This is a genomic window from Sphingomonas sp. 2R-10 (genome assembly GCF_030062225.1).
Lineage (GTDB): Bacteria > Pseudomonadota > Alphaproteobacteria > Sphingomonadales > Sphingomonadaceae > Sphingomonas.
The window spans coordinates 75,795-99,290 of the sequence record NZ_JASCXF010000006.1; the positions used below are offsets into that span (position 1 = coordinate 75,795).

At 64.3% G+C, this 23,496-nt stretch carries 27 protein-coding genes; 13 read left to right on the top strand and 14 right to left on the bottom strand.

Annotation, left to right across the window (positions count from 1 at the left end; translation table 11 throughout):
- Positions 1-17 precede the first annotated feature (17 nt).
- The 7 genes from QLH51_RS04290 (at position 18) to QLH51_RS04320 (ending at position 5,009) form a co-directional block, all read left to right on the top strand.
- Positions 18-878 (top strand): hypothetical protein, encoded by an 861-nt coding sequence (locus QLH51_RS04290; RefSeq protein ID WP_283514305.1) that lies wholly within the window; start codon positions 18-20, stop codon positions 876-878.
- 211 nt (positions 879-1,089) lie between these two features.
- The gene (locus QLH51_RS04295) at positions 1,090-2,124 is read left to right on the top strand and encodes a YiiX/YebB-like N1pC/P60 family cysteine hydrolase (protein ID WP_283514306.1); all 1,035 of its coding nucleotides are present in this window, start codon (positions 1,090-1,092) and stop codon (positions 2,122-2,124) included.
- Positions 2,125-2,861: 737 nt separating this feature from the next.
- On the top strand, positions 2,862-3,026 hold the full coding sequence (locus tag QLH51_RS04300; protein WP_283514307.1) for a hypothetical protein: 165 nt from the start codon (positions 2,862-2,864) through the stop codon (positions 3,024-3,026).
- 254 nt (positions 3,027-3,280) lie between these two features.
- Positions 3,281-3,493 (top strand): hypothetical protein, encoded by a 213-nt coding sequence (locus tag QLH51_RS04305; protein WP_283514308.1) that lies wholly within the window; start codon positions 3,281-3,283, stop codon positions 3,491-3,493.
- Between the two features lie 220 nt (positions 3,494-3,713).
- On the top strand, positions 3,714-4,130 hold the full coding sequence (locus QLH51_RS04310; protein WP_443018815.1) for a DUF7007 domain-containing protein: 417 nt from the start codon (positions 3,714-3,716) through the stop codon (positions 4,128-4,130).
- Positions 4,131-4,354: 224 nt separating this feature from the next.
- The gene (locus QLH51_RS04315) at positions 4,355-4,654 is read left to right on the top strand and encodes a DUF4326 domain-containing protein (protein ID WP_283514310.1); all 300 of its coding nucleotides are present in this window, start codon (positions 4,355-4,357) and stop codon (positions 4,652-4,654) included.
- Positions 4,655-4,823: 169 nt separating this feature from the next.
- Complete coding sequence (locus tag QLH51_RS04320; RefSeq protein ID WP_283514311.1) at positions 4,824-5,009, top strand: hypothetical protein; 186 nt, start codon at positions 4,824-4,826, stop codon at positions 5,007-5,009.
- Positions 5,010-5,166: 157 nt separating this feature from the next.
- Here QLH51_RS04320 and QLH51_RS04325 read toward each other — a convergent pair whose 3' ends face one another.
- The gene (locus QLH51_RS04325; protein WP_283514312.1) at positions 5,167-5,436 is read right to left on the bottom strand and encodes a hypothetical protein; all 270 of its coding nucleotides are present in this window, start codon (positions 5,434-5,436) and stop codon (positions 5,167-5,169) included.
- Between the two features lie 344 nt (positions 5,437-5,780).
- Between QLH51_RS04325 and QLH51_RS04330 the strand changes: the two genes are divergently transcribed.
- The 3 genes from QLH51_RS04330 to QLH51_RS04340 are packed head-to-tail and all read left to right on the top strand — an operon-like array spanning position 5,781 to position 8,961.
- Positions 5,781-6,362 carry a hypothetical protein gene (locus tag QLH51_RS04330; protein ID WP_283514313.1) on the top strand — a complete coding sequence of 194 codons (582 nt, stop codon included), beginning with the start codon at positions 5,781-5,783 and terminating at the stop codon, positions 6,360-6,362.
- A gap of 32 nt (positions 6,363-6,394) precedes the next feature.
- Positions 6,395-7,873: a relaxase/mobilization nuclease domain-containing protein gene (locus QLH51_RS04335; protein ID WP_283514315.1), complete on the top strand. Its 1,479-nt coding sequence runs from the start codon at positions 6,395-6,397 to the stop codon at positions 7,871-7,873.
- On the top strand, positions 7,870-8,961 hold the full coding sequence (locus tag QLH51_RS04340; protein ID WP_283514316.1) for a hypothetical protein: 1,092 nt from the start codon (positions 7,870-7,872) through the stop codon (positions 8,959-8,961). Before QLH51_RS04335 ends, QLH51_RS04340 begins: the two co-directional genes overlap by 4 nt.
- A 211-nt stretch (positions 8,962-9,172) precedes the next feature.
- Here the strand turns inward: QLH51_RS04340 and QLH51_RS04345 are convergent, their stop codons facing one another.
- The 9 genes from QLH51_RS04345 to QLH51_RS04385 form a co-directional block, all read right to left on the bottom strand.
- Positions 9,173-9,775 carry a plasmid pRiA4b ORF-3 family protein gene (locus QLH51_RS04345; RefSeq protein WP_283514317.1) on the bottom strand — a complete coding sequence of 201 codons (603 nt, stop codon included), beginning with the start codon at positions 9,773-9,775 and terminating at the stop codon, positions 9,173-9,175.
- On the bottom strand, positions 9,772-11,316 hold the full coding sequence (gene tnpC, locus QLH51_RS04350; protein ID WP_283514318.1) for an IS66 family transposase: 1,545 nt from the start codon (positions 11,314-11,316) through the stop codon (positions 9,772-9,774). The genes QLH51_RS04345 and tnpC overlap by 4 nt, the downstream gene beginning before the upstream one ends.
- Before the next feature lie 61 nt (positions 11,317-11,377).
- Complete coding sequence (gene tnpB / locus QLH51_RS04355) at positions 11,378-11,731, bottom strand: IS66 family insertion sequence element accessory protein TnpB (RefSeq protein ID WP_283514319.1); 354 nt, start codon at positions 11,729-11,731, stop codon at positions 11,378-11,380.
- Positions 11,728-12,090 (bottom strand): IS66-like element accessory protein TnpA, encoded by a 363-nt coding sequence (gene tnpA, locus QLH51_RS04360; protein WP_283514320.1) that lies wholly within the window; start codon positions 12,088-12,090, stop codon positions 11,728-11,730. Before tnpA ends, tnpB begins: the two co-directional genes overlap by 4 nt.
- Before the next feature lie 282 nt (positions 12,091-12,372).
- A complete protein-coding gene (locus QLH51_RS04365; RefSeq protein ID WP_336620695.1) occupies positions 12,373-12,834 on the bottom strand; it encodes a GNAT family N-acetyltransferase in 462 nt (153 codons plus the stop codon).
- Positions 12,835-12,904: 70 nt separating this feature from the next.
- Entirely contained in the window at positions 12,905-13,171 is a 267-nt protein-coding gene (locus QLH51_RS04370; RefSeq protein WP_283514321.1) for a hypothetical protein, read from the bottom strand.
- On the bottom strand, positions 13,168-14,145 hold the full coding sequence (locus QLH51_RS04375) for an ExeA family protein (protein WP_283514323.1): 978 nt from the start codon (positions 14,143-14,145) through the stop codon (positions 13,168-13,170). Before QLH51_RS04375 ends, QLH51_RS04370 begins: the two co-directional genes overlap by 4 nt.
- Positions 14,145-15,797: a DDE-type integrase/transposase/recombinase gene (locus QLH51_RS04380; RefSeq protein ID WP_283514324.1), complete on the bottom strand. Its 1,653-nt coding sequence runs from the start codon at positions 15,795-15,797 to the stop codon at positions 14,145-14,147. The genes QLH51_RS04375 and QLH51_RS04380 overlap by 1 nt, the downstream gene beginning before the upstream one ends.
- Positions 15,790-16,386 carry a recombinase family protein gene (locus QLH51_RS04385; RefSeq protein ID WP_283514325.1) on the bottom strand — a complete coding sequence of 199 codons (597 nt, stop codon included), beginning with the start codon at positions 16,384-16,386 and terminating at the stop codon, positions 15,790-15,792. The genes QLH51_RS04380 and QLH51_RS04385 overlap by 8 nt, the downstream gene beginning before the upstream one ends.
- 165 nt (positions 16,387-16,551) lie before the next feature.
- Between QLH51_RS04385 and QLH51_RS04390 the strand changes: the two genes are divergently transcribed.
- Complete coding sequence (locus QLH51_RS04390; protein WP_283514326.1) at positions 16,552-17,244, top strand: hypothetical protein; 693 nt, start codon at positions 16,552-16,554, stop codon at positions 17,242-17,244.
- 795 nt (positions 17,245-18,039) lie between these two features.
- Here QLH51_RS04390 and QLH51_RS04395 read toward each other — a convergent pair.
- Both QLH51_RS04395 and QLH51_RS04400 read right to left on the bottom strand, forming a co-directional pair.
- Positions 18,040-18,531, bottom strand: a complete 492-nt coding sequence (locus QLH51_RS04395; protein ID WP_283514327.1) for a DUF523 domain-containing protein — start codon at positions 18,529-18,531, stop codon at positions 18,040-18,042.
- Positions 18,528-18,944 carry an NUDIX hydrolase gene (locus tag QLH51_RS04400; protein ID WP_283514328.1) on the bottom strand — a complete coding sequence of 139 codons (417 nt, stop codon included), beginning with the start codon at positions 18,942-18,944 and terminating at the stop codon, positions 18,528-18,530. The genes QLH51_RS04395 and QLH51_RS04400 overlap by 4 nt, the downstream gene beginning before the upstream one ends.
- Before the next feature lie 136 nt (positions 18,945-19,080).
- Here QLH51_RS04400 and QLH51_RS04405 point away from each other — a divergent pair, with 136 nt between their 5' ends.
- Positions 19,081-19,878, top strand: coding sequence for a carbon-nitrogen hydrolase family protein (locus QLH51_RS04405; RefSeq protein WP_283514329.1), 798 nt, complete (start codon positions 19,081-19,083; stop codon positions 19,876-19,878).
- Positions 19,879-19,957: 79 nt separating this feature from the next.
- Here the strand turns inward: QLH51_RS04405 and QLH51_RS04410 are convergent, their stop codons facing one another.
- Positions 19,958-21,760, bottom strand: coding sequence for an ABC transporter ATP-binding protein (locus QLH51_RS04410; RefSeq protein ID WP_283514330.1), 1,803 nt, complete (start codon positions 21,758-21,760; stop codon positions 19,958-19,960).
- Positions 21,761-22,540: 780 nt separating this feature from the next.
- Here QLH51_RS04410 and QLH51_RS04415 point away from each other — a divergent pair.
- Positions 22,541-22,918, top strand: a complete 378-nt coding sequence (locus QLH51_RS04415; protein WP_283514331.1) for a hypothetical protein — start codon at positions 22,541-22,543, stop codon at positions 22,916-22,918.
- A 224-nt stretch (positions 22,919-23,142) separates the two neighbouring features.
- Here the strand turns inward: QLH51_RS04415 and QLH51_RS04420 are convergent, their stop codons facing one another.
- Entirely contained in the window at positions 23,143-23,472 is a 330-nt protein-coding gene (locus QLH51_RS04420) for a hypothetical protein (protein ID WP_283514332.1), read from the bottom strand.
- Between the last annotated feature and the right edge of the window lie 24 nt (positions 23,473-23,496).

A 23,496-nucleotide genomic window follows, 5' to 3' on the forward strand; every position in this document is an offset into this window, starting at 1 on the left:
ATGACAGGATGGGGATGATGGGAGAAGCCAGAGACCGCAAGATCCGGGCAGCCGGCGCCCATGACCGGCTGACCGCCGGGTTCGTGGCCGCCGGCGTCGATCCGACCGCGTTCGGCTTCTACGATCAGGCCGCCTTTCTGGCGCAGGAGCAGCGCGACGGCAGCTATCTCGAGAAATACGCCGAATGGGTCGCCACGCGTCCGGTCGACGCCGTCTATGAGGCGCACGTCCGGGCCACGGTGCCCAAACTCGCATCGCTGGTCGCGGCGGCCCTCACTGCCGACGACATGCAGGGCGGCTGCATGACCGCGTTCAGCATGCTCACGCGGATGCTCGATCGACTGGGCGTCTGGAGCTTCGGCGTCATCGGCTCGGCGAACCTCGACGTTCCCCATCTCGACCTGCGCCGTTGCCTGCACACGATCGATGTCAGGGATCATCCCGATGCCGTGCTGGGTCACGCCTGGGTGTGTGCGCCGCCCTTCTTCATCGTCGACGCCTCGCTGGCGCTGCAGCACTGGGCCGGCACACCGATGGCCGGGTTCGTGCCGCCCGTGGTACTGGGCGATGCCGCGACCGCACCGATCGTGCGCCCCGGTGTCGACGATTGCGTCAGCGCCGACGTGCGCGCGATCCACGCCGAAGCCGAGCGTCGGCTCGACCCGAACCTCCATCACCGGCTCGAGCCGCGTCTCGCGGCGTTCGGCGGTCGGTTCCCCGCGCGCGAGATCCTGCTGGGTCAGCTGAGCGTGCGTTACGTCCCGATCGCCATCCGCCAGACCAACGAGCCGCTGGAAATGGTCAACGCCGGCAGCGGCAAGGGACGGCCGGCTATCACTATCTGGAACGACGAGGTCGCGCCCGCCTTCGGGCTGTAATTTTCATCTGCCGCCAGTTCGTGATCGACGAGGGTTCGCAGCCGATGCGTCATCGGTGCAGCCTGGCGGTGCTATCCTCCGTTCGGAATGTCGCGCTAAGGAATGAAGCGCGGGCCGCGCTGATCGAAGCGAATGTCGTGCCCGGTCCAACCTTCAAGCGCCGTGCATCCCTCCCTATATCGTTGAGAACAAACGAAGGCGCGGGTTCCAGATGAAGCGGATCAAGGTCGATGCCCTCATACCGGGCGATATCGTGCTCACCGCCAGCAAGACGGCGGCAGGAAAGGGTATCCGGACAACGACGTGCGCGATCGTCTCGCACGCCATGATCTGCGTCGGGAACGGTTCGGTGATCGATTCGACCGGGGATGGCGTCCAGGCCCGCAACGTGCAGCGCGAACTCTTCAAGCCGCTGGAGCAGGTCTACGCCTTCCGGCTGCGCGAGCCTCTCGACAAAGCCCGGCTCGATCAGGTCGTCAATTTCGCCCGGTCCGAGATCGGCACGCGTTACTCGGCGCCCGAAGCAGTGCGTTCGGTCGTCGCAGGGCGGAAGCCTCGCGGACGACGCCAGTTCTGCTCACGACTGGTTGCCCGCGCCTACGCCCATGCCGGCGTCAATCTGGTCGAGGACGAGGATTATTGCACGCCCGAAGAGCTGGGACTCAGCCCGCTCGTCGTCGAGTTGCACGACATCACCGAAACCGTCAGCGATGCCGAGCTTGCCGCCTGGCGTAGCCGTCCCGATCCGATCGCCATGACGCATGCGGCGCAGAACGAAATCCTCGAAGGTGTGCGACGCCTTTCACCCGGCGTCGAGCATTTCGGCGATCTCGACCAGGTCGTTCGCGAGCATCCCGAATGGGACCTCGGCATCGCCGCCCTTTTCCGTTCGTCCGGCTACCTCGACCTGTGGCGGAACGACTTCGCCGTGAACCCGTGGCACTATGATGTCGACGCGATGGAGGCGGTAGCCAATGACGCCAATCGCGACGATATCCGCGGCTACTGTCGATCGATCATCGCGGAAGCTGTTTCGGGCGGCCAGCGTTATCGGACGATGCTCGAATATCATCGGCAATCCCATCGGCTCATGCCCCGGCAGACGACCTTCCAGCTGGTCGAACTCTATGGCCAGCTGGTTAGCAACGACGCGCGATTGCGCGCCACGGCGTGTGAGTGGCTGAATCGGCACTATCCCGACGATCTGGACGCCTACCTGGAACGCGCAGACCCCATGCCTGCATAGTGCGATGGGGCTCCTAAATATGCCATCAGCCCTGTGCTCGCAGGGGAGCCACAGCGGACGGTCATAGCGCGTCTACCCGCACTGGGGGATCACTGCCGTACCGCCGCGCGCGATCCCGCTCGATCGGCGTCGTATCCCGATCGACCCTTCTCTCATCCCGCTTATGCGGACCGCCAGATCGAACATTGACCGGGGTGCCCGATCGGGGCTGGTTGTCCTAGTCGCCAATGTCATGTCAGGGGCGTCTCCCGGCTGCGCCGGGACCGTCGCTCTATTCCGCTTGCGCTCCACCGAGCCCGCGGGCGGTCTCGGCCCATTCGGGTAACGATCAACTGACGGGCGCGCTGCGCGCGCAGGAAACAGGTTTCCGAAAAGCGGCGACATCTTTCCACCCAAAGAGTCCGCAGGTCCGCTTCCATCATCACATTGATCCGGCCGCTGGCTGAGAGACGCAGAGGGGAGCCTGGGCAAGGGGAACCGCCACTTCGTCGGGACGGTGGGCGGCATGGGCGATCCGGCGCCTTCGCAGCGAGGCTCCCACCGGCACGCTTCACCCCGCTCTTGAGGCGCAATCCTTGGGCCGGCTCGGGGCCTTGTACGATCAACCCGTGAAGGGTCCGGGCGCTTCGCTACGGCTTTTTTCCGCGCGCGGAAAAAAGTGATCGCGGCCCTTCTCCGTCCTGTCGGGCGCCTGTCGAGCGGGGATGAACCCCGCCGGCTTCACAGGAGCCTCGCACATGTTCAACGATATCCGGATCGCCCGCAACTCCGCTCTCAGCCTGGCCCGCAACCTCATGGTCGTCACCATGGTCATCGCCGTAGGCACCCAGTACAGCGTCATCACCGCAGACGATCACGACAGCTCGCTCATGGTCGTCAACGAGTACGATCCCTTCGGATGACGCTTCCAGGGGGCCGGCAAGCCCCCATCCGACCATCGTACTGCGCCAAAGGAAAGGGGCCGAAGCGGGCATCGAACCCGCTCCGGCCCGCTGCGCGCCGCAACACCGACGGGAGAGGGAGATCAGACGTTATCCATTGCCCACAGCCGTAATCTCGGCGGCAATGGGCCTCATGCTCCTCAAGGCAGACTGGCGGGATCGCGGACCGTCATTGCTGACTTACGAAGACGCCTCCGCAGGCTATGATCCCTGTCATGGCGCACGAACTGGACGACATCGCGGCACAAACCGAATGCCCGTTATGCGGTCGCGCGCTGAACATTGCCTACAAGACCCTGCGCCTCGCGCGGACGATCGATTGCCCGGGGTGCGGTGAGACGATCCGCCCCATCGATGACACCCCGATCGGGCGGGTCCAGAAGCTGATCGACGAAGCAGGGCGTCAGTCGACCGATCGAACCTTGTAGCGGGCAACCGAATCCCGGGGCTTGCGCAAGCGCATTCCTGGTATGCCCGGTCAACTATCGTGCACGCCGGGGGGCAACCTCTCGGGACTGCAGCCAGCCCGGATCGCGGAGCTGCCTGCTCCATTCGCGTTCACAAGTCCGGGCGACGAAACGAACGGTAGCGCGCGCCGCCAACGTCCGGCAACGTGCGACCGCTCCGATCGGTGAATGGTCGGCCGCGCTGCATCCTGCGCTGCGTGTCGCCGGTGGCTGGTACGAGGAGGATGGTGAATGGGCCAAGGTCGCGGCCGGCTATCCGGCGCTTTTCACCGACCGGGAACGGGCGTTGGCGGACCGAACCCTGCGCGATTGGTATCCCGAAGCGTGGGAGGCGGTTCACGGTCGCTTGCTGATGCCGGAAGAGTCGCTCGCGCGTGACCGCGAGCGGTTCGATCGCGAGCATGTCGCCGACTGGGTCGTGATCGCGGCCGTCCGCTCCAACCGGCATCCGGACATGGTCGAGACCACGGCGTCGCTCGGCGGTGACCGGCGTGAAGGCCGCCGTCGGCATTTTCTCGTACCCGCCAGCGACTATCGCGTAGGTCGTCACGGCTTCGTCATCGAGCTGGCGAACCACAGCGAGATCGTGGCCCCTTGATCTGCTTTGCCCTTGGCCCGCTCCGGCATGGATCGGAGCGGGCGTTTTATGTCCGGCATTTCGGCCGGGCGCCGCGCTCCGATCCGCCACAGCGAGGCGCACGCTGTCCTGGCACCGCCTGACCGGCCGTCAACAGGCTGGGCCCGTTTCCCTTCGGTGACCGCCGGCCGTCCGGCAGTGCCGATCAGGCCGCGTGCCGCCGCGATGGCGGACGAGGAAGCGGCATGTGCAAGGTTCTCAACAAGCGCCTGACGTCCGGCAACACCAGCGCCGTCTACATCGGTCGCAGGTCGAAGTGGGGCAACCCGTTCCGGATCGGTCCGGACGGCGATCGGGCAATCGTGATCGCAAAATACGAGCGCTGGCTGCAATCGCAACACCATCTCCTCCGCGCTCTGGACGAGCTCCGCGGCCGCTATCTGGTCTGCTACTGCGCGCCGTTGCCGTGTCATGGCGATCTGCTGCTCAAGCTCGCAAGCGCGACGCGGGACGAGCGGATCGCGTGGTGGCGATCGATGGCCTGAGCGTCCATGACTTCCTCATCCCGCCCGGCCATTTCGCGCCCTTCGACGCCTCATGGGCCCATCAACCCGCGAGCGGGTTCCCCTCGGTTCCTCGGTGACGGACCCGATCGCGCCACCCTTTTCCTGCGTCGGCGGAAATGGGTCCGCGCATGAAGACGGGGTGCACAATATGAAGGACGCACAGCCTTACCGGTTCGACGACATCGCGATCTGGCCGGAGGGAAGCTGGGCTGAACTCGACGAGATCTGGTGCGGTCACTATGCCTGGAGGTCCGACGACTACGAGATCGTGCGACTGGATGACCATGGACGCCTGACGGCGCTCGGGCTTGCGGAGGATTTCGGCATTCCGTGACGGGGGCAGCGCGTGGCGCTGTTCCGATCGCTTCGAACGCCTCGGTCATCGACGCCTGCCGGGTGTGACGATGGGGCGAGGGCAGGGGACAAACATGCGCGGCGTCCCCCGGTTTCCATGATCGTGAAGCGCTGTGTCGTTGCGTATCCCGAGGGGGTCAGCTGTCCGGCAATGCGCCGAGGTGCTCGGCAACGGCTTTCCCTCCAAGCCGGCCGATCGTGTTCGCGATGATCCTCGCCTCTGCCTTCTCCATGCGCGCGATCTTCACGCGATCGAGCGCGGCCAGAAGGATAGGCCGACCTGCATCCCGTGCCGCTTCCTTCGCGACTCTCGCTTGTTCGTCGACCTGGGCGAGTTCGGCGAGAAGCGCCTCGCGGCGTGCATTGATGGCGTCGAGATCGTCGGGCTTTGTGGGCGTACGAGCCATGGAGCAACCTTTGTGTTGACCGGCATTTCGTAGATGCCGACCATGAATAGAACCGCCATCGAGTACCAGAATGCCGGCTCAATCGAAACAGTGGAAATTGTAGAATGGTCGGTGGCGCTGTTGACGAGCCGTGCGCTGTTGTCGTCGGCCATGTATCCCCGACTCTGATGTTATCGACGCGACCTGAATAACAGCGTCTACCCACTCCGCGTTTGGAATGAATTCACTCCATATGCATGTTTGTTTTAGTGAGGATAGATCATTTAGGAGGGATGGCAGGATATGCCTCATGGCGCCAATGTCGGACATTGGCTGATGAGGTTCCGCTGCTCGGGGCTTGAGAGATGAAGGTAACGGTGCGGCTTAGTGATGACCTGACAACGGAGATCGATCGGATCGCCGCTGCCAACGGTCAAACGCGTAGTAGCTGGATCACGAAGGCGTTGACGATTGCGGCAGTCGCTCCCGAGACCGAAGATGCACCGGTCATGCCAGTGCAGGGCAGGGGGCACCCGGACGACTATATCCGCGTGACTGTCCGCCTTAACCGAAGCGAGATCGAGGCGATCGACACCGTCGCAGCCCCGATGCATCTCACCCGAAACGAGTGGATCAAGCGGACGCTTCGGTGGCAGCTCTGGGACAAGGCGGCCTTGCTCCGTCTCGCGCCCACCACCCAGCGCGAGATTGGTAAAGTCCGCAAGCAGATTCTGGCGATCGGGCGAAACATCAACCAGGCCGTGCATGCGATGAACGCCGCGAACATGCCCGAGAGCTCCCTCGATATCGCGCGGATCGCCGGTCCCTTCATCGATACATGCGGGGAGTTGAGGTCGCTCCTTTGGGAAAGTCGGCGGGTGCTGGCATCGTCCATCGGCGGTGAAGTCAGCTATTGGACCCGCGCAGATCGGACGGCCGGCGAATGAGTTTCCGGTTCTCTCCCGGTACGATGGACTCGATGGCCGGCGTTTTCGCGCCGCCAAAGAAATATCGCATGGGCTCCGGGGGCGGTAGCGCGAAGGCCCCTAAGGTGGGGGGGACGATGCTCGGCATGGCCGTAGCATCGATGTTCCCGAAGCCGGCATCATCTAGTGTCAGCGCACGGCCAAGTTCCCAGGCGAAGCGCGCCTTCGGAGGTGGCTCATCCACACGAATGAGTGGCCGCGCGGTGATGACTGCGGAACGCACGGCGCGCCGAGTTCCTGAAGCCGTAGTGCGCATCACCGGCCGTCAGCATGGTGGCGGTCACGTCCTCGCCAACTTTTCCTATATCAGTCGCCTGGGCCACGGTGATGAGAAAGAGCTTGGTTTGGAGACGAGCGAAGGGGACGTGTTGCGGGACGGACGCGACATGCAGTTGCTCGCGAAGGAGTGGCACGAATATGAGATGGATGGTGACGCCCGTCGCAAGGGGGCGACCTCGATCTCGATGATATTGTCGATGCCGATCGGGACCGATGCCGACCGTTTGAAAGCGGCCGCTCTCGATTTTGCAAAAGAGGAGTTCGCAAATCGGTCATGGGTCGCATCGCTCCATATTGACCGCGAACATCCCCATGTGCATCTCACAATCGCTCGACGGGATCACGACGGCCGACGCTTCCACCCGAACCGCGACGATCTTTTCCGGTATCGACAACGCTTTGCTGAGAAGCTGCGTGGCCGGGGCATCGAGGCCAATGCGACACCGGCGCGCGCGCGCGGTATCGATCCGAAGCATGAGCCTATCGCGGCGATCAAGATGCGCGAGAAGGGACTCGTTCCCCGCATCGACAAGTCGCGTATTCAGCGCGTCGAGCGCCTGAGGAAACAGGGTGTCCCGGATCCTGTCAGAGCCGTTCTAATCGCCCGTCAGGCAACCGTGCGCGCGACGTATATACGGTCCGTTCAAGAGCTGTCAGCGTCACCATCGGCGGCCGATCAGATGGTGGCGCAGAGCCTCCAGCGGTTCGTGGCGACGATGCCGGAACCCGAACCAAACTCCGCCAGGGCGGTCCGTTCTGCACGCGATATCGGAGATCGGGCTGTGGTAGCTTCACCGGTTATGCTTACACCTGAAGCTGCTGCGGCGATCGTCGACCGACCTGAGACACCGCTCGAACGTATGCGGAAATTGCACGATCGGGTGATGGCACCTGAGGTCAAGCCGACCGTCGCTCCTGATGTTAAAGCGCAGCCAGTCGGACCGCGACCCGATGCCGCGGCGCGCATCCGGGCCGTTGTCGACAGGACCAGAAATGGGTCGTCGTCGACGGACGATCCGGATCGTGCCGGTTCGCTCAGTGACCGACTTCGTGCCCTGACCGACAAGATCAGTGAGCCGAGCCAATCGCTCGATCTGACGCGCACGAACGAGATCATCCGCCAAGCGGAAGAGCGCGATCGAGCTCAGCGCGATGGTGATCGAACACCGGGTAAGGATGGACCAGGCAGATGAATTCCGAGGCTTCCAGCGTCGCGATCGCCGCCGTACTCGACGCGGTATCCCTGCTCCGCGGGGAGGTGGCCGCTTTGTCGCGAAGCAACGAACGCCTCGAGCAATCACACCAGCACATCCACAGGCGCCTCGACGAAATCGAAGCTGGACAGGCGCCGATCGCTGACCTCATCCCGTTCCAGGAAACGATTCTTGCCAAGACACTCGAGGGCGACAGCACGACCCACGACTGGCTCGGGATGCTCGGCCCTGTCCTGGAGAAAATCCTCGAAAAGTCCGAGCGCGATCGTGAGGCGTTTGACGAACTGCGTAGGGACGTGCGCAAAATGGCCGACGCGCACACTCCAAGGCGGGACGGCAACGATGAGATCGTTGCTGGGCTCGAGCTTATCGCCGGACGGTTGGACGAAGCCGTAAGCGACAGTCGGAAGCAGCGCACGGTCAGCCTGACCGCGATCGCCGAGCTGGTCGGCTTTACACGCGCGGCCGCCCTGGGCTTTCGGGTGCCATTGCCGATCGACCTTGAGGACGACCCGCTCTTTGAAGGGTTCCTGCTCAACCAGCCCGCTGACCTTGCGTCGACGGAACGTGCTCTGGTCGACTGGCGCGCAGCCGTGGCCGACGCTGGAACCGCTGACCTGGTAATGCTCCTCCGCACGCAGCAGCAACCGTCCCCGACGGATACGCGGCAGACGCGCCTCCTACGGTATCGTCTCTCGGCAATCACCCGTGCGCAGATAGAAGGGCGCGGGGCAACGCCGCCACCACGGCCGAAGACAACACGGGCACCAGACCGATTGGCTGTCGCTTGCATCGAACGGTCACAGCAACTCGCCGAACTGTGGCGCGCTGGCGAAAGCACAGCACTCTACGCGGAGCCTGAACTGGCAGGCGCGATAGACCTGTTCGATGCCGCTGAACGGAGGATCGGATCTCCCGTTGACGGTAAGTCTCCGCCCGAATTGGTAGCGTTTCACCGCGAGCTGGCCGATCGCATAGCGTCAGGCGACCGACCGATGCTCGGTTCTGATCGTCAGGCGGCAGCGTATGTGCCTCACAACACGATGGAGCAGAACAGGGACCGCTAGATGTAGGCGCTTGCACACGTAGCGTCGCCTGCTCGCAAACAGGGCCATTTTCTGCTCGCATTGACTGACAGCCGGTGCGTCACGCTGCTCACGCTATGTGACAATGTACTCGCCATCAGCTCCGTCTGCTCGCAAACGGCGGTGTCCTGCTCACATTGATAACCTGCCGGCCAGCGTGTTTGGATGTAAGCGTGGCCAGTAGGCCGCCTTGTTATTGAGCCCGGCTCTTCTGGTAGGCCAGTTTGCCGGCGTGGCGGCGGATAGCGATGGCGGCGACGGCGCGGCGGGTGAAGCGTTCGTCGATGTCGTTGGCGTTGTAGGGGCCGCCATACCATTCACGCAGGCGGTCATGTTCTTCGTGGGCCGGGTCGGCCATTGCATGGAGGAACATCTCGAACCCGGGCAAGCCGCCGACATCCTCGGGCGGGCAGCGCCGTGCGCCATCAATGAAGCGCGGATGTTTGACGTCGGGTTCGCCGGGGCCAACGGTCTCGACGGTGATGGTGTGCCGCCAGTCGTCGCCCATGTCATAGGTGTAGACGAGTTCTCGCACGCCCCGGTCGATGAGCGTCGCGAGCTTTACGTTCCTGGCTGCGGTCATGCTGCTATCCGGCCACATCGGGTCGGGAATGCCGTAGCGCCGGTCGCCGGCCTCGAAATGCCAAAGATGGCAGTCCTCCCAGCTCATTGCGGCCTGAACGATGTCGTGGAGCATCTTGAGGCTGGCGGTGACCGGCACGTCGACCCGGCGCCAGATGGCGGGCTCGATGTCGTCCAGGACGATGTGCAGACGGGCGATGGTCTCGGCGCTCATGCCGCCAGTCTGGCAGGTTCGGGGGACCAGTTCCACGGCATGAGTTCGTCCCCATGACTGGCTGGCCAGTCGCCCGCGACCCTGGCGATGACGTCGGCGATATAGGCCTGCGGGTCAACGCCGTTTGCCTTGCACGTCTGGATGACGGTGTAGATGGCCGCGGCCCGCTCGCCACCTGCGCGAGAGCCGGCGAACAACCAGTTGCGCCTTCCCACGGCGACGCCGCGCAGCGCACGCTCCGCGATGTTGTTGTCGATCTCGAGGCGGCCATCGTCGAGGAAGTGCGACAGCGCTGGCCAACGCTTCGTGCCATAGGCGATGGCCCGTGTCATGTCGGATTTCGGTGACAGACAGCGCAGGGCCGCGTCGAGCACCGCGCGCAATTCATCGACCTGCGGCCGGCTGTTCTCCTGACGGCGTCGGCATCGCACGTCAGGTGGTTGGCCGCGAACCTCGGCTTCGACGGCATAGAGCACGCCGATGCGTTCGAGGATGTCGGTGGTCAGCGCCGTGGGCGACCGCTCGTGGAGGTCGAAGACCTTGCGCCGGAAATGCGCCCAGCAGGCGACCTCGGTGACGCCGCTGCGGTAGAGCCCGTCGTAACCGGCATAGGCATCAGCCTGGAGGAAACCGCGGAAGCCGGCGAGATGGGACGTTGGGTGCGCGGCGGTGCGGTCGGGCGTGAAGCGATACCAGGTTGCGCGCGGTGCCGTGCTGCCGGATGCCCGGTCGTCGGCCGCATACACCCACAGCCGCCCGGTGGCGGTCCTGCCCCGACCGGGGTCGAGCACCGGCACCGGCGTGTCGTCGGCGTGGATCTTGTCGGCCTTGAGGACTTCGTCGCGGATGTGGCTGACGATGGGGTCGAGAAGTGCTGCAGCCTGTCCGGTCCAGCCCGCCAGCGTCGAGCGGTCGATGTCGAGCCCTTGCGCGGCCATCATCTCGGTCTGGCGGTAGAGCGGCAGATGGTGGTCGAACTTCGAGACGACGACGTGCGCCAGCGTGGCGAATGTGGCCTTGCAGCGTGCCACGGCGCTGACCGGGGCGGGAGCCTGGACGATCTTCTCGCACACCCGGCAGCTGTATTTGGGGCGGACGTTGCGCACGACCCGCCAGCGCACCGGCACGATGTCGAGCATCTCGTGCGCGTCTGCCCCAAGCGGCCGCAACGCACCGCCACAGCCCGGGCAGGTGCAGGTACCCGATGCCGGTTCGTGAATGACCTCCTCGCGCGGCAGGTGTCCGGGCAGGCTGCGCACAGGCACCGGCCGAACCGCTACGCCGCTGTCGGCCGCCTCGGGCCCAGGCGCGTCACGCTCCGTCTCCAGTTCCTCCAGCGCCAGTTCGAGCTGCTCGATCTCGCGGCCGAGCTTCTCGGACGACGCGCCGAACTGCATCCGCCGCAGTCGCGCAATCTGCCCGCGCAGCGTATCGATGAGCAGGTCGCGGGCAACCAGTGCGGCATTCGCCCGGGCGAGCGAGGCCTCCAGCGCGGCGATCCGCGCGGTGGCATCAGCAAGGGAAACGGGCGCTTCCGACACCCCGTTTTCATAGCAGATTGCATGTCGGCGAGCGAGGAAAACCGGCGAAAAACCGCCGTTCCTACCCCGCCAGCGTCGGCGTGAACGTCCGCTCGGGGAGCCGCCAGTCGCTGCCTTCCAGCAGCATCGACAATTGTGCCGGCGTCAACACCACGGTGCCCGTCGCCGTCACCGGCCAGACGAAGCGGCCACGGTCGAGGCGCTTCGAAAACAGGCACAGGCCTTGCCCATCGAACCACAGCAGCTTGACCAGATGCCCGCGCTTGCCCCGGAACGCAAACAGCGCACCCGAATGCGGGTTCTGCGCCAGCACCTCCTGCACCAGCACCGCCAGGCCGTCAAACCCCTTGCGCATGTCGGTCACCCCGCACGCCAGGAACACCCGCGTCGGCAGCGGCACTGGCGCCGGGCTCATCGCAACACCGACAACGCCCGTGCCAGCGCACCCGCATCCACGCCCGCGTCGACACTCACCCGCACGCCGCCGGGCAGTTCGATCTGCATGAGCCCCGGTGGGCATGGCGCCGGCTCCGGTGCTGGCGCAACCGGCTCAGCGACCCGTATCTCGGCAAACACCGGCAGCGACGGTGTCGCCCCGGCCAGTTTGCCTTCCCGCAACTGCTTGCGCCACGTGTAGATCAGGCTGCTCGACACTTCGCGACGGGCGATGACATCGCAAACCCGAACACCGGGGCGCAACGCCTCGCCCAGGATCTCCAGCTTCTCTGCGTCCGACCATCGGCGCCGGCCTGACACCCGGCCAACCACCTCCATCCGACCAGTCATACGAGTGCTCGTATGACTGGTCGTAAACCCTACAACTTCCCGCACAGCCCGCGCCCTCGTCAAAGGCGACAAACATCCCCACCGCTGGCGTTACCGCAAGGCGGCCTGCTGAACACGCTTACGTTTGGATCGTCGATCCGATCTCACGGCAAGCGGTCCATTTTCCTCAGTTGATCCGCTGCCGCGTTCCCCCACTCGGTGTTCCCGATTTGCTCGGTCAGGCGGTCGAGATAGTCGGAGAGCTGGGCGGCCTCATCTGCGCGCGCTTCGTCATTCGCGACCAGGCGCGTTCCAGTAAGTGCGAAGCAGGGGCGCTATATCACCGCCCGCCACACGCTTGAAACCGTGACGCTCATAAAAGCGGATTGCCCAATCCGCTGCCGCCCACGTCCCGATCAGGACCGGCCTGTCCGCGCCGTGGCATAGATGGTTCAGCAGACGCGAGCCAACGCCTCGACCTTGCCATTCGGGAAGGACATAGGCGTGGCGAATGAGATCGACATTGTGCCGGCGCTGCACGCCCATGACGCCGGCGAGCCGCGCCCCGACCTCAATCCCGCTGAAGGTTACGCCATCGGCCAGTTCGGCCGCCAGTTCGTCAGCCGGCATGTAGGTGTAGGCGCTTGCAATTGTAGCAGCCTCTGCTCGCAAACAGAGCGAATTCCTGCTCAGATTGGATGACAGCGGGCGGGCGGGGCTGCTCGTGCTAGATGACAATGTGCTCGCCATCATCCGCACCTGCTCGCGATCGTAGTCGGCCTGCTCACGCTTTCTGCCAGCCCGAGGAAGGCGATGACGGACATCAGCCGTAGCTGGTGAAGTTCACGCCAACCAACGTCCCGACGATCAGCGAAACGCCCAGCAGAGTCATGGCCATGAAGCACCGTCGACCCCAACCGACGTTCGCGATCATTCCCACTGCAACAGGGAGTCCGATCATCCAGGCCAGATTGGCCGGTGACCTGAACGCAAATGCGTCTGTCACCAACACGCAGACCGTGGATGCGACCGCGATAAAGCACACCTGGAGAAGGTATCGATGTCGTGCAACGGCTTGCGACATCGTCATATTGGCACCCCCGCTTCGCGGAGCCGCTCGGTCAGTTCGCGGGTGTGCTCCGCGTCCAGCGTTCCTGCGAGGAACGCGCGCACGTCGGATGGCCTAGTGTTAAGCTGGCTGGCGAGCGCGCCGGCATCATAACCGTTGCGCGTCAGCGTGGGTTCGAGATCGTCGATCGCGCGTGACAGTACCTGCTCGACGATCTCGATCGTGACGGGCTTGGCGGCGAGGCGGAAACCCTGCTCGAACGCGAGGGTCAGGTGCATCTCGATCTGGAGCGGGGTGCGCAGACGCTCGGCAATATGGTCGATCGCGTCTTCTTCCATCAGGTCGGCGATCTTCACCCCCTCGGCTGCGCAGGCGCCGAGCAGCCAGGCGACATAGTCGCGTCGCTCGGCACCAATACCCTCATAGTCAAACGTCGTGGTGCGGTAGCCTATCTCCTCCATTTGCGGGCGGCGCAGATCGTTGCGCAGCCGGGGATGGCCGACGAGCAGGACCGACAGCAGCACGCCGGCATCTGCCACCACTTCCATCAGCCGCTTGAGGCCGGTCAGCGTCTTGTGGTGGAGGTCGTGCGCCTCATCGACCACCAGCACGACCGGTCGCTTGCCCTTGCGCATGATGTCGCGCAGGTCGCGCTCGCGCCGTTCAGCCTGCTTGGGGATCTTCACCTGAGCGCGGTCGCCGGGCGACAGGTCGTAGAACAGCGCCTCGATCAGCGACGGCAGCGAGGTGCGACGCTTGTCGACCGCGAGCGACTTGGCGACGGCGACCTTGCCGGCCCTGACCAGTTCGTCCTCGATGCGGCGCAGCAGATGCGTTTTGCCCGATCCGACCAGGCCGGAGACGACGATCAGCCGGCCCGTCTGCACGGCCGTGCAGACCTCGCGCACAAGGTTGCGCTGATGCTCGGTCTCGAAGTTGCCGGCACCATGAAACGGGCGGGCGAGCCCGTAGCTGGATTGAACGTCGGCAAGCATCAGCTTGTCCCCCGTCTTGCCTGGAACCGTTCGCGGATGCGGCCGGCGATGATAGTCTTGTCGAGCGTCTCGCCTAGCAGCGCGTCGATGAAGGTGCGATCCGCCTCGGGCAGGGAACCGAGCGGTCGCCGCAGCTGGTCGACGATAGCGTGACGTGCCGCGAGCCCGGTCGGGTACGCCGTCTCGATCGCCGGTTCAGGAAAAGGGCTCTGCCGTACCGCAAGCCCGGCGGTCGAGGGCGGCAGTGATGGCAGCGGCCGATCGCCGCCCGTCACGGTCGCACGGGGCAGCCCGAGCTGGTCGGCGAGCCGGACCACCTTGTCGAGCCGCTCCTCGGCGCGGCTCTTCTGGTATTTGCGGTAGCGGTAGAGCGGCACCGCGCCGCGCGACGGCTCGTAGGGGCCGTACCGCTTGCCGCCATGCTCAACGAAAAGCTGCTGGTCGAACAGGCCCCAGAGCAACGTCACCGTCTCACCGGCCAGCTCTGGTTCGACTTCGTAGGAGGCACCCTCGACCGAGACGGTCGCGTCGCCCGCGACGGTGCGCCGCTCAGGCTCGCGCGCGAAGGCGCAGAACCGCTCCCACGAGCACATGGCGCGCACGCCCTCGCCGGGCAAGTGGCGCAGCCAGTGCTCGATCCGGGCGTGTGGCTCGGAGCGATGGCCGCCGTTATTGTAGGTAACCAGCGCGCGGCGCATCCACAGATTGGCTTCCCCTTCGTCCTTCGGCTTGTGGAAGTGGTAAAGCGTCTCGTGCACCTCCTTCACGGTGCGGAACGGTCGCTCGACTTTGCCCTTGGCGCGGGCCGCGGTGTGCCGGTCGTCCTGCTTCGGCGGCAGGTGGGTGAGAACGCGAATGCCCAGGCTGCCCATCACCGACTGGAACACGCGCGACCGGCTGACCGGGCCGTTGTCCATGTAGAGCGTGACCGGCAGGCCTTGAAACGGCAGCTCGGGTTCGGGCTTGGCGGCGAAGGCGTTGAACAGGAAGCGCAGCGCGGACTCGGCGTCCTCGCCATAGACGCTGCGATATTCCTGATAGACCACGCCCGAGCAGTCATCGACGACGGAGAACAGCATGAGCGTCGGTTTGCCGCGACCCTGTTCGATCCATAGCGGTGCCTCGACCTGTTTGAGGTCGGACGGGCTCATGTCGAAGTGCCACAGCTCGTTGGATCGTCGTGCCTGGAAGCGCACGGCCGCGTGCGGGCGAGTGACACGGGCATAGTCCAGCCCCGACGAGCGGAGCAGCCGGTCGATGGTCGCCCGCTTCAGCAGGCCGGGCGCGACCTTGACCAGACCCTCCGGCGTCTCGACGCCATCAGTTTCCAGAAACTCGATGGCACGGGCGGTTGAGACGTGCCGGCCCTTCTTGTTGGTGGTTCTGATCTTCAGCGCGGCGACGATCTCGGCGTAGCGTTCCATCTCCGCCTGCGGCGCGACCCGCGTCGCACCGTGGTCGGACCGGCGCACCGACCGGGGCCGGTTCAGCTCGCGCAGCGCCCGGTACAGCGTCGAGATCGAGATGCCGTAAGCCTCGGCCGCACGGGCAACGATCTCGGTGCGACCGGGATCGCGTGGCGGCAACAGCGACAATCGTCGGCGAAGGTCGACCAGCGCCTCTCCGGGCGGTCGCTTCGCCCGGTCAGCCATGGGCTGCGACAGGCTCCTTGGCCGGTACGCCGCTGCCGCGCTTGCCGGCATAGCGGTAGAGGGTGGCGACCGACACACCCATGCGCTTGGCGATGTCGCGCACCGGGAGCGTGCCCTCCTTCATCATGGCGCGGGCCGCGGTGACGTCGCTCGGGCGCATGACCGACGGACGTCCGCCCTTGCGGCCTTGCCGGCGCGCTTCCACCAGCCCGGCGGTGGTCCGCTCGCGGATCAGGGCGCGTTCAAACTGCGCGATCGCGCCGAACACATGAAAGGTGAGCATCCCGCCCGGCGTGGTCGTGTCGATACTCTCGGTCAGCGACACCAGCCCGATCTGTTCCCGCTCCAGTTCCTCGGCCGTGGCGATCAGCTTTTTGAGGGAACGGGCGAGGCGGTCGAGCTTCCAGACGACCAGCGTGTCGCCGGCACGCAGCACGTCTTCCAGGATGCGCGCCAGCTCGGGCCGGTCATCACGCGCGCCGGACGCCTTTTCGGTGAATACCCGGTCGCAGCCGGCACGGCGTAGTGCGTCGAGCTGAAGCTCGGGATTCTGGTCGCTGGTGCTGACCCTGGCATAGCCGACCCGCATGGGCGTCCGATCTTCTCCAAACCCGTCGCAGGCATACCGTTTTGCGAAGCGGGTTTCCAGAACAGTTTTGACAAAGCCCGGCCCGCAGATTTACGTTGCCAGGTAGGCAATGCGACCGGCTCGTCAGAAACGGTCGTTTTGCAGAACCGCCGAGGAGCAGGGTTCATGCAGGCGCTCGATACGGTTGGCTGGACGGGTGACGGTGACGACACCGATTTCTTCCTCGCGATCGAGCGCACCTTCGACCTTCGTCTGCGCTCCAACCTGCCGTGGACGAGGTTCGGCGAGGTGCGTGACCATGTCGTCTCGCATGTTGCCGCTCATGGCGGGGGCGGCACGACGTGCGCCACCCAGATGACGTTCTACAGGCTTCGACGCGCGCTCGGACTTGGCCGGCGCGTCGGACCGGATGAGCCGTTAGCGCCGCTGATAGGCGACAAGCTGCGCCAGGCGTTCACCGACCTGGAAGCCGACACCGACCTGAAGATGCCGTCGACGCGGGCCGGTTGGCCGGGGATCGCCGGTGGTCTCTGCTTCGCCATCGCGGTCGCGATCCTCGCCTTCACGACCTGGGCGCCGCCCCTTCGCATTTTTGCCGCTGGAGCGACCGCCTACGCGGGGCTGTGGTTGCGGCCCTTTGACCGTCGACGGCTGCCACACGGATGCGAAACCCTCGGCGATCTGGCGCGCCTGGTGACGGAGCAGAACCGTGGCAGGCTGGCCCGCGATGGCGCGCGCCTCACCGGCCCCGATATATGGCGCATCATCCAGCAACTGGCTGCCGAGGAGAGCGGCGTCGACCCCGATCTCATTGGGCCGGAAACGACCTTCTTCCGAGCCAAAGCCCGAGCCGCTTGAGCCCTGAATGCTTCCAGAAGTCAGCCACGGGCAGCCCAAGATGAGTAATACGACGGCGTACCAACCTCCCCAACTCGGGCGAAAAGGCTGTTTCGGTGTTGCGATACTCGGCTGTATTCTGTGCATATGCCTGCTGTTAGGCACCTGCGTTTCGCGGGTAGTGGTTACGCAGGTGGACTCGCCTGACGGTAGTTTAGTTGCCAGCGTCACGGAAACCAACGGCGGTGCCACGACTGACTTCGGTTATGAAGTTGATATCGCCCGTAACTGGCCTTTGCGGTGGAGCCATTCTGTAGCTGGTTTCTACGGGGCCGGCCGCAGTGACTGTGCTTATGGGGTGAATGTTCGATGGATCGGCAACAATACCCTTCTGATCTCCTACAAGGATGCGAGGTCGGCAGATGCCGATAAGGCAGCTTACCTCTTAGGCCGGACAGTTCGGGTCATCACCAAAGCCGGCGTCAACGATCCAGCGGCTCCTTGTGGTGGGATGGAGTATAGCCAGCGTGCCCGCTGACGAGCGGAACTTCATAAGTACTGCCATGGCAAAAAGCGTGAGCAGGTCACCGCCGTTTGCAAGCAGGCGCGGATGATGGCGAGCACATTGTCATTTAAAGTGGGCACTACGGCCCGCCCGTTGTCACCTAATTTGAGCCTAAATTCGCGCCGTTTGCGAGCAGAAGCCGCTCGGATTGCGAGCGCCTACATCTATAGATCGACTTCGGGCAGCTCCACCGGTGATTCCCGTTTCACCATCCTATCGGGAAAGCGGCGTCGAAAGCGTGAGCGCCTGCTTCAACCGCCCAGCACCGCAGCCAGAGACGAAATCTCGGTCTGCGTGAACACAGTGATGCCGTGCTGGCGAAGGAGGGCGGCAGTCACCCCCTCGCCATCAATGCGTCGGCCCTTGAGGGTGCCGTCGTAGATGAAGTTGCCCCCGCACGATGGGCTGCCATCGGTCAGGAGCGCGTATCGGCAATCGTGCCGGACAGCATGTGCAAGGGCGATCCGCGCCCCGACGAGATAGGCTTCGGTCACGTCGTTGCCATCCGCCTCGACGATGTGGCCGCCGCGCTGGATTACCGCCGCGCCGCCCTCCCCATTCGCTATCTCCGCTGGGGGGCGAGGCGTCGGTAATCCAGCCATCACCTCCGGGCAGACCGATACGACACGGCCTTCGCTGACCCAGTGATCCAGCAGCGCATTCTCCAGCGTTTTCGCCGAACCATTGTATCGCACCGGTCTCCCTAGGAGACAGGCGCTGACCAGCACCTTGGAGAGCGTCATGCGCCTGCGGTCAGCGCAGAAAACAACGGCAGCACATGGTCCCTCGTCAGCGGGGCAAGTGGCATCGCCTCCGCCGTCGCCTTATCCGCCCAGACGGCCTCTTCGATTTCGAGGCTGGGTGCCGGATCATGTGCGATCCGGACATGGAACAGCTCTGCCTCAACCGATCGCCCCGGCTCGTTTGCAGCCGGAGCGGTAAAGCAGCCAAGATGCCGAGCCGTCACATGGTCGATGGAGAGGCCAATTTCCTCGTGCAGCTCGCGGCAGAGGGCGTCGAGCGGACTTTCCCCCGCCTCGATCTTTCCGCCCGCCTGCATGAACCACTTGGTGCCGGCTTTGCGGACCAGAAGCGTTCGGCCTTTGCCGTCATCGATCAGGGCGGCAGCTATTCGAATGAGCGTGGGTTCAGGCATAGACCGTTCATTGCGCTCGCGGATCGATACGGCAAGCACCGCGGGCGGGCCGGCTTTCCCCTTTCGGCATGGTGAAGCGGGAATCTGGTTCGATCTCGCACTTGGCCGAAGATGATGCAGATCGCTATACAGGGCTATGAGCGACTGCCGCATCGCCCTTGCCAACCTCCCCGTTGCCGAGACGCCGGAGGCGTCAGTGGAATCCGCCGTTGAGGCAATCGCCGAAGCGGGGCGTCGGGGCGTGCAGATCATCTGTTTCCCGGAGTGCTACATCCCCGGCTACCGCTGGCAGTCGGACACACTGCCGCCGCCTTCTCTGCCGTTTCTTGAAAACGCTTGGGACAGGGTCGGTGCCGCGGCTAAGTCGGCGGGTGTCTTGGTTATCCTGGGCACCGAGCGGCTCACCGAACACGGCCTACAGATCACCGCGCGGGTCTATAATCCAGACGGATCGACCCAAGGTTGGCAGGATAAGGGGCAGCTCGATCCGTCTGAAGAAGCTCACTACCCAGCCTTCGGTAGTGAGCGGCGCGTTTTCACCGCGGGCGACGTCACCTTCGGCATAGTCATCTGCCACGAAGGCTGGCGCTACCCGGAGACGGTGCGCTGGGCAGCGCGTCGTGGCGCGCAGATCGTATTTCATCCGTTCGCTCACGTTGCCGAGCCGGGTTCTTACCGGCCGGAAACATTCGCGCACCCAGACAACACCTTTCACGAGAAGGCGATGCTTTGTCGCGCGGCCGAGAATAACTGCTGGTTCGCATCGGTGAACAGCGCGAGCGATGGCGCGCCGGCCACCTCGGCGATTGCTAGACCCGACGGCACGCTACTGTCCTATCAGCCATACGGCCAGGCGGGACTGCTTATCGCGGACCTCGACCTGAACCTTGCCACGCTCCAGCTTGCCGAACGCTGCCGCACATCGCCAATGTGACCGCAATTAGCTCCCCGCGAGGCGGCCGGCGCTTTCCCACGAGGATCCCATTGGGAATGTGCCCCACCCCCAAGCCCGCTCAGGCCATAATCTCCGGCGCCGTGGTCCCGGCCTGCCGCTCGAACAGCCGGCGGTAGTGGCCATCGTCAGCGAGGAGCAGTTCGTCATGCGTGCCGTCCTCGACGATCCGGCCTCCTGCGAACACGAGGATGCGATCCAGCGCGCGAACCGTCGAGAGCCGGTGCGCGATGACGATCGTGGTGCGGCCGACCATCAGCCGCTCCATCGCCTGCTGGATCGCCGCCTCGCTCTCGGAATCGAGGCTGGAGGTTGCTTCGTCCAGGATCAGGATCGGGGCATCGGCAAGGAACGCGCGGGCGATGGCGACCCGTTGACGCTCACCGCCCGACAGCTTCACGCCGCGCTCGCCGACCGGCGTGCGATAGCCTCTCGGCAATGCGGCGATGAAATCGTGCGCGTTGGCAAGCCGCGCGGCCCGCTCGATCTCCGCCTGCGTCGCGCCGGGGCGGCCGTATGCGATATTGTCGGCCAGCGAGCGGTGGAACAGCACCGGCTCCTGCGGAACGATCGCCACCTGCCGCCGGAGCGATGCCTGCGTCACGTGTGCCACGTCCTGACCGTCGATCGTGACCCGGCCGTCGTCGACATCGTAGAGGCGCTGAATCAGCCTGACGAAGCTGGTCTTGCCCGAACCCGACGGCCCCACCAGGCCGACCCGCTGGCCCGACGGGATGGTGACGGACAGATGCGCGTAGAGCGACCGATCCTGCCCGGCATAGCGGAAGCCGACATCCTCGAAGCGGATCGCGCCGGCATCGATGCAGATCGGACGCGCGTCGGCGCGATCGGCGACGCCCATCGGCTCGTCATGGAGCTGAACCAGCTCCTCCATCTCGTTCACCGCACGCTGGAGCTGGTGGACATATTGCCCGATGTCCCGAAGGTAGCCGTTCAGCACCAGGTAGCTGGTGATGACATAGGCCATGTCGCCCGCGCTGGCGTCGCCCCGCGACCATAGCCATAGCGCTCCGCCGGTCGCCACGATGCGGATTGCCCACAGTAGCGCGAGTTCGCCCGATCCCGCCCAGGTGAACGCCATCCAGGTTCGCAGAGTGCGCCTGCGCCATTTGGCAACGACCGTCGCGAGCAGCGCTTCCTCGCGCGCCTCGCCGCCGAAAGCCTTCACCACCGCGTTGGTGCCGATGGCATCGGCCAGCACGCCGCCCATCCTCGTGTCCCACTGGTTCGACAGGCGCGCGATCGGTGCCAGTACACGCGTCGCCAGCACGACCGTCAGGACGATATAGGAGGGCGCGCCCACCCCCATGATCGCGCCCAGCACCGGCCAGTGCAGCGCGAGCAGCGCGACCGTGCCGACCAGCACGGTCAGCGACGGCAGCAGCGAGAGCAGCAGTACGTCGTTCAGCGTGTCGAGCGCCCACATGCCGCGCGTGATCCGCCGGACGGTGGAGCCGGAAAAGGCATTGGCGTGCCAGTCGGTGGCGAGCCGCTGGACGCGCGCGAACGCCTCCTGCGTCACGTCGCGCATCATGTTCAGCGTCAGCGGCGTAATCGCCCACCAGCCCAGATGGCGCAGGACGACCATCGCCCCGCCGAGCGCGGCGATGATCGCGAACTCGCGCCATGCACTGGCGGCATCGCCGCCGCTCACCGCGTCGATCATCGTGCCGGCGTAGAACGGCACGAACACCTCGGTCAGGGTCGCAAGCAGCATCGCGGCCGCACAGCCTGTCGTCAGCCACGGCGTTCGCCTCCATAGCCGGAAGGTGAATGCCAGAACCTGCCGCAGCACGTTGGCGCGCGGGAAACGATCCTCGTCGTCGTATTCGTCTTCGAACATGGGAAATGCATCCGCGCGTTAGCGCGCGGTCCTCGTGTCAGCGATTAGCGATACCGGCCTTGCTTGCGACCGGAGCGTCAGTGACGGAGGAGGCCACCGACGAGCGTTACTCCACGGGTGGGCGTGAACTGATCGGTCATCATCGCCCTCCTTCCCATGAATCGCTGAACGAAGCGTCCATAGCTGATCGAGGTTGCAAAATCTACGACAGGATAGAAGCTGCCTTTCTCACGCCCGCACGCAATGGGTTTGAGAAGCCCTTTCGTTTCCCGATCGACCATCCCAATGGGAACGCCCCCGCCGTCTCGCTGGCCGTTCCCAAACGGGAATGCCTTGAAGCGCCTACTTGCGAACGTAGCGAGCTTCAGCCAGCCTGCTCGATAGCAGACGGAGCCGATTGATCGTATGTGGTGGAAGCTCGGAATACTTGTCGTCATCACCGCTGGGCTGATTTTCTCCCTGATTCCAATTCGCACTCATGCAGCGATGATCGACCCGGCCAACCCTTCGCCACCAACGAGGTGGACGTTATCCTTCGTGATCTCAGATATGTATCTAACCCCGAGCACCCTCGGGGTGATCGGCGGTGTGTTAGCGGTTGCGACATACATCGGTTTCAGGATCGTTCGTCATTCATAAAGGGCTATTGGCTACCCATTTCGCGCGCATCACGCGCGCAAGCGGGGACGACCCACCAAATCCAAGCATTCCCACACTTGCAGTCGTCCATCATCGATCTAGGGTGAATAGATGCAACGGCGCCTAACCAACCTTATTGCAATGATCGGCTTGCCGGTATTGATCGGGCAGTTTCTATTCCACTGGGCAAGCAATGACTTGCCGTCAGCCGCAAGCCATCTTCCCGTTCGGGCACTTCTGGTCTTTGCGGTTCTGCTGGCGTGGGCTATCCTCCGTGAGCGCCATGAGCGTAAAAAGCAGACCCATTTTCGCAAAATGAGTGATTTCCATCCTATAACAACGCCTATCGGACTGATCGCCGTAGCGGTTATTTGCAGCCTCGCTGCGAAGGACCTCGCGGCTTCTGCGGGGTTCTCACGGCTCGCTTCCATGTCAGTTGGTTTGTCGATTGGCTCCCTGATTATCGGTGTCGTGCTTTTTTGGAGGCGTAGACGGAATAATCTCCCGAAAGCCCGCTAACCGTTACCAAATGCCGACAATCTTCTCGAAATGACTGCCGAAGACGGATTTTGGGAAGCCGCTGCCGTTCTTGATATGCGATCAGTGAGCGTCCGGTGTAATGTCCGTTTCCTACCATGCCTCGCCGTTACGAAGCGATCGAGCCGACCCGATCACCCGAAAGCCAATTAGCTAATTTGGGCGGGGAAGCGGACCGGTCGGAAGCGCCCAATTCCAGACGCCAGCTAAGTCAGCGCCCACACGAATAGCGCCGCGGCAACTACCAACAGCACCAAGCACCCCCACCTAGGCACAGCAACACCGTCGAAATAATCACCGGTGGTCAGATAAGTGCGGATAGCGTCGCGCTGAGCGTCACCATAGCGCGCGTCACGAGCACGAATATCGCTGTCACAAAGGAAATGAGCCACGATCTCTGGCACGTCCTCCCCGGATGCTTCAAGCTGATGGTCAAGCTCCTCGCAAAGGCGATCAACGGCAGCCCAGTCCACCGGACGTGTTGCTTCGGCAGCGAGGATCTCCGCTAAGCGGGCCTGAATGTTGCTGAGCGTCATTGGTTCGGCATAACGAGGTTTGAG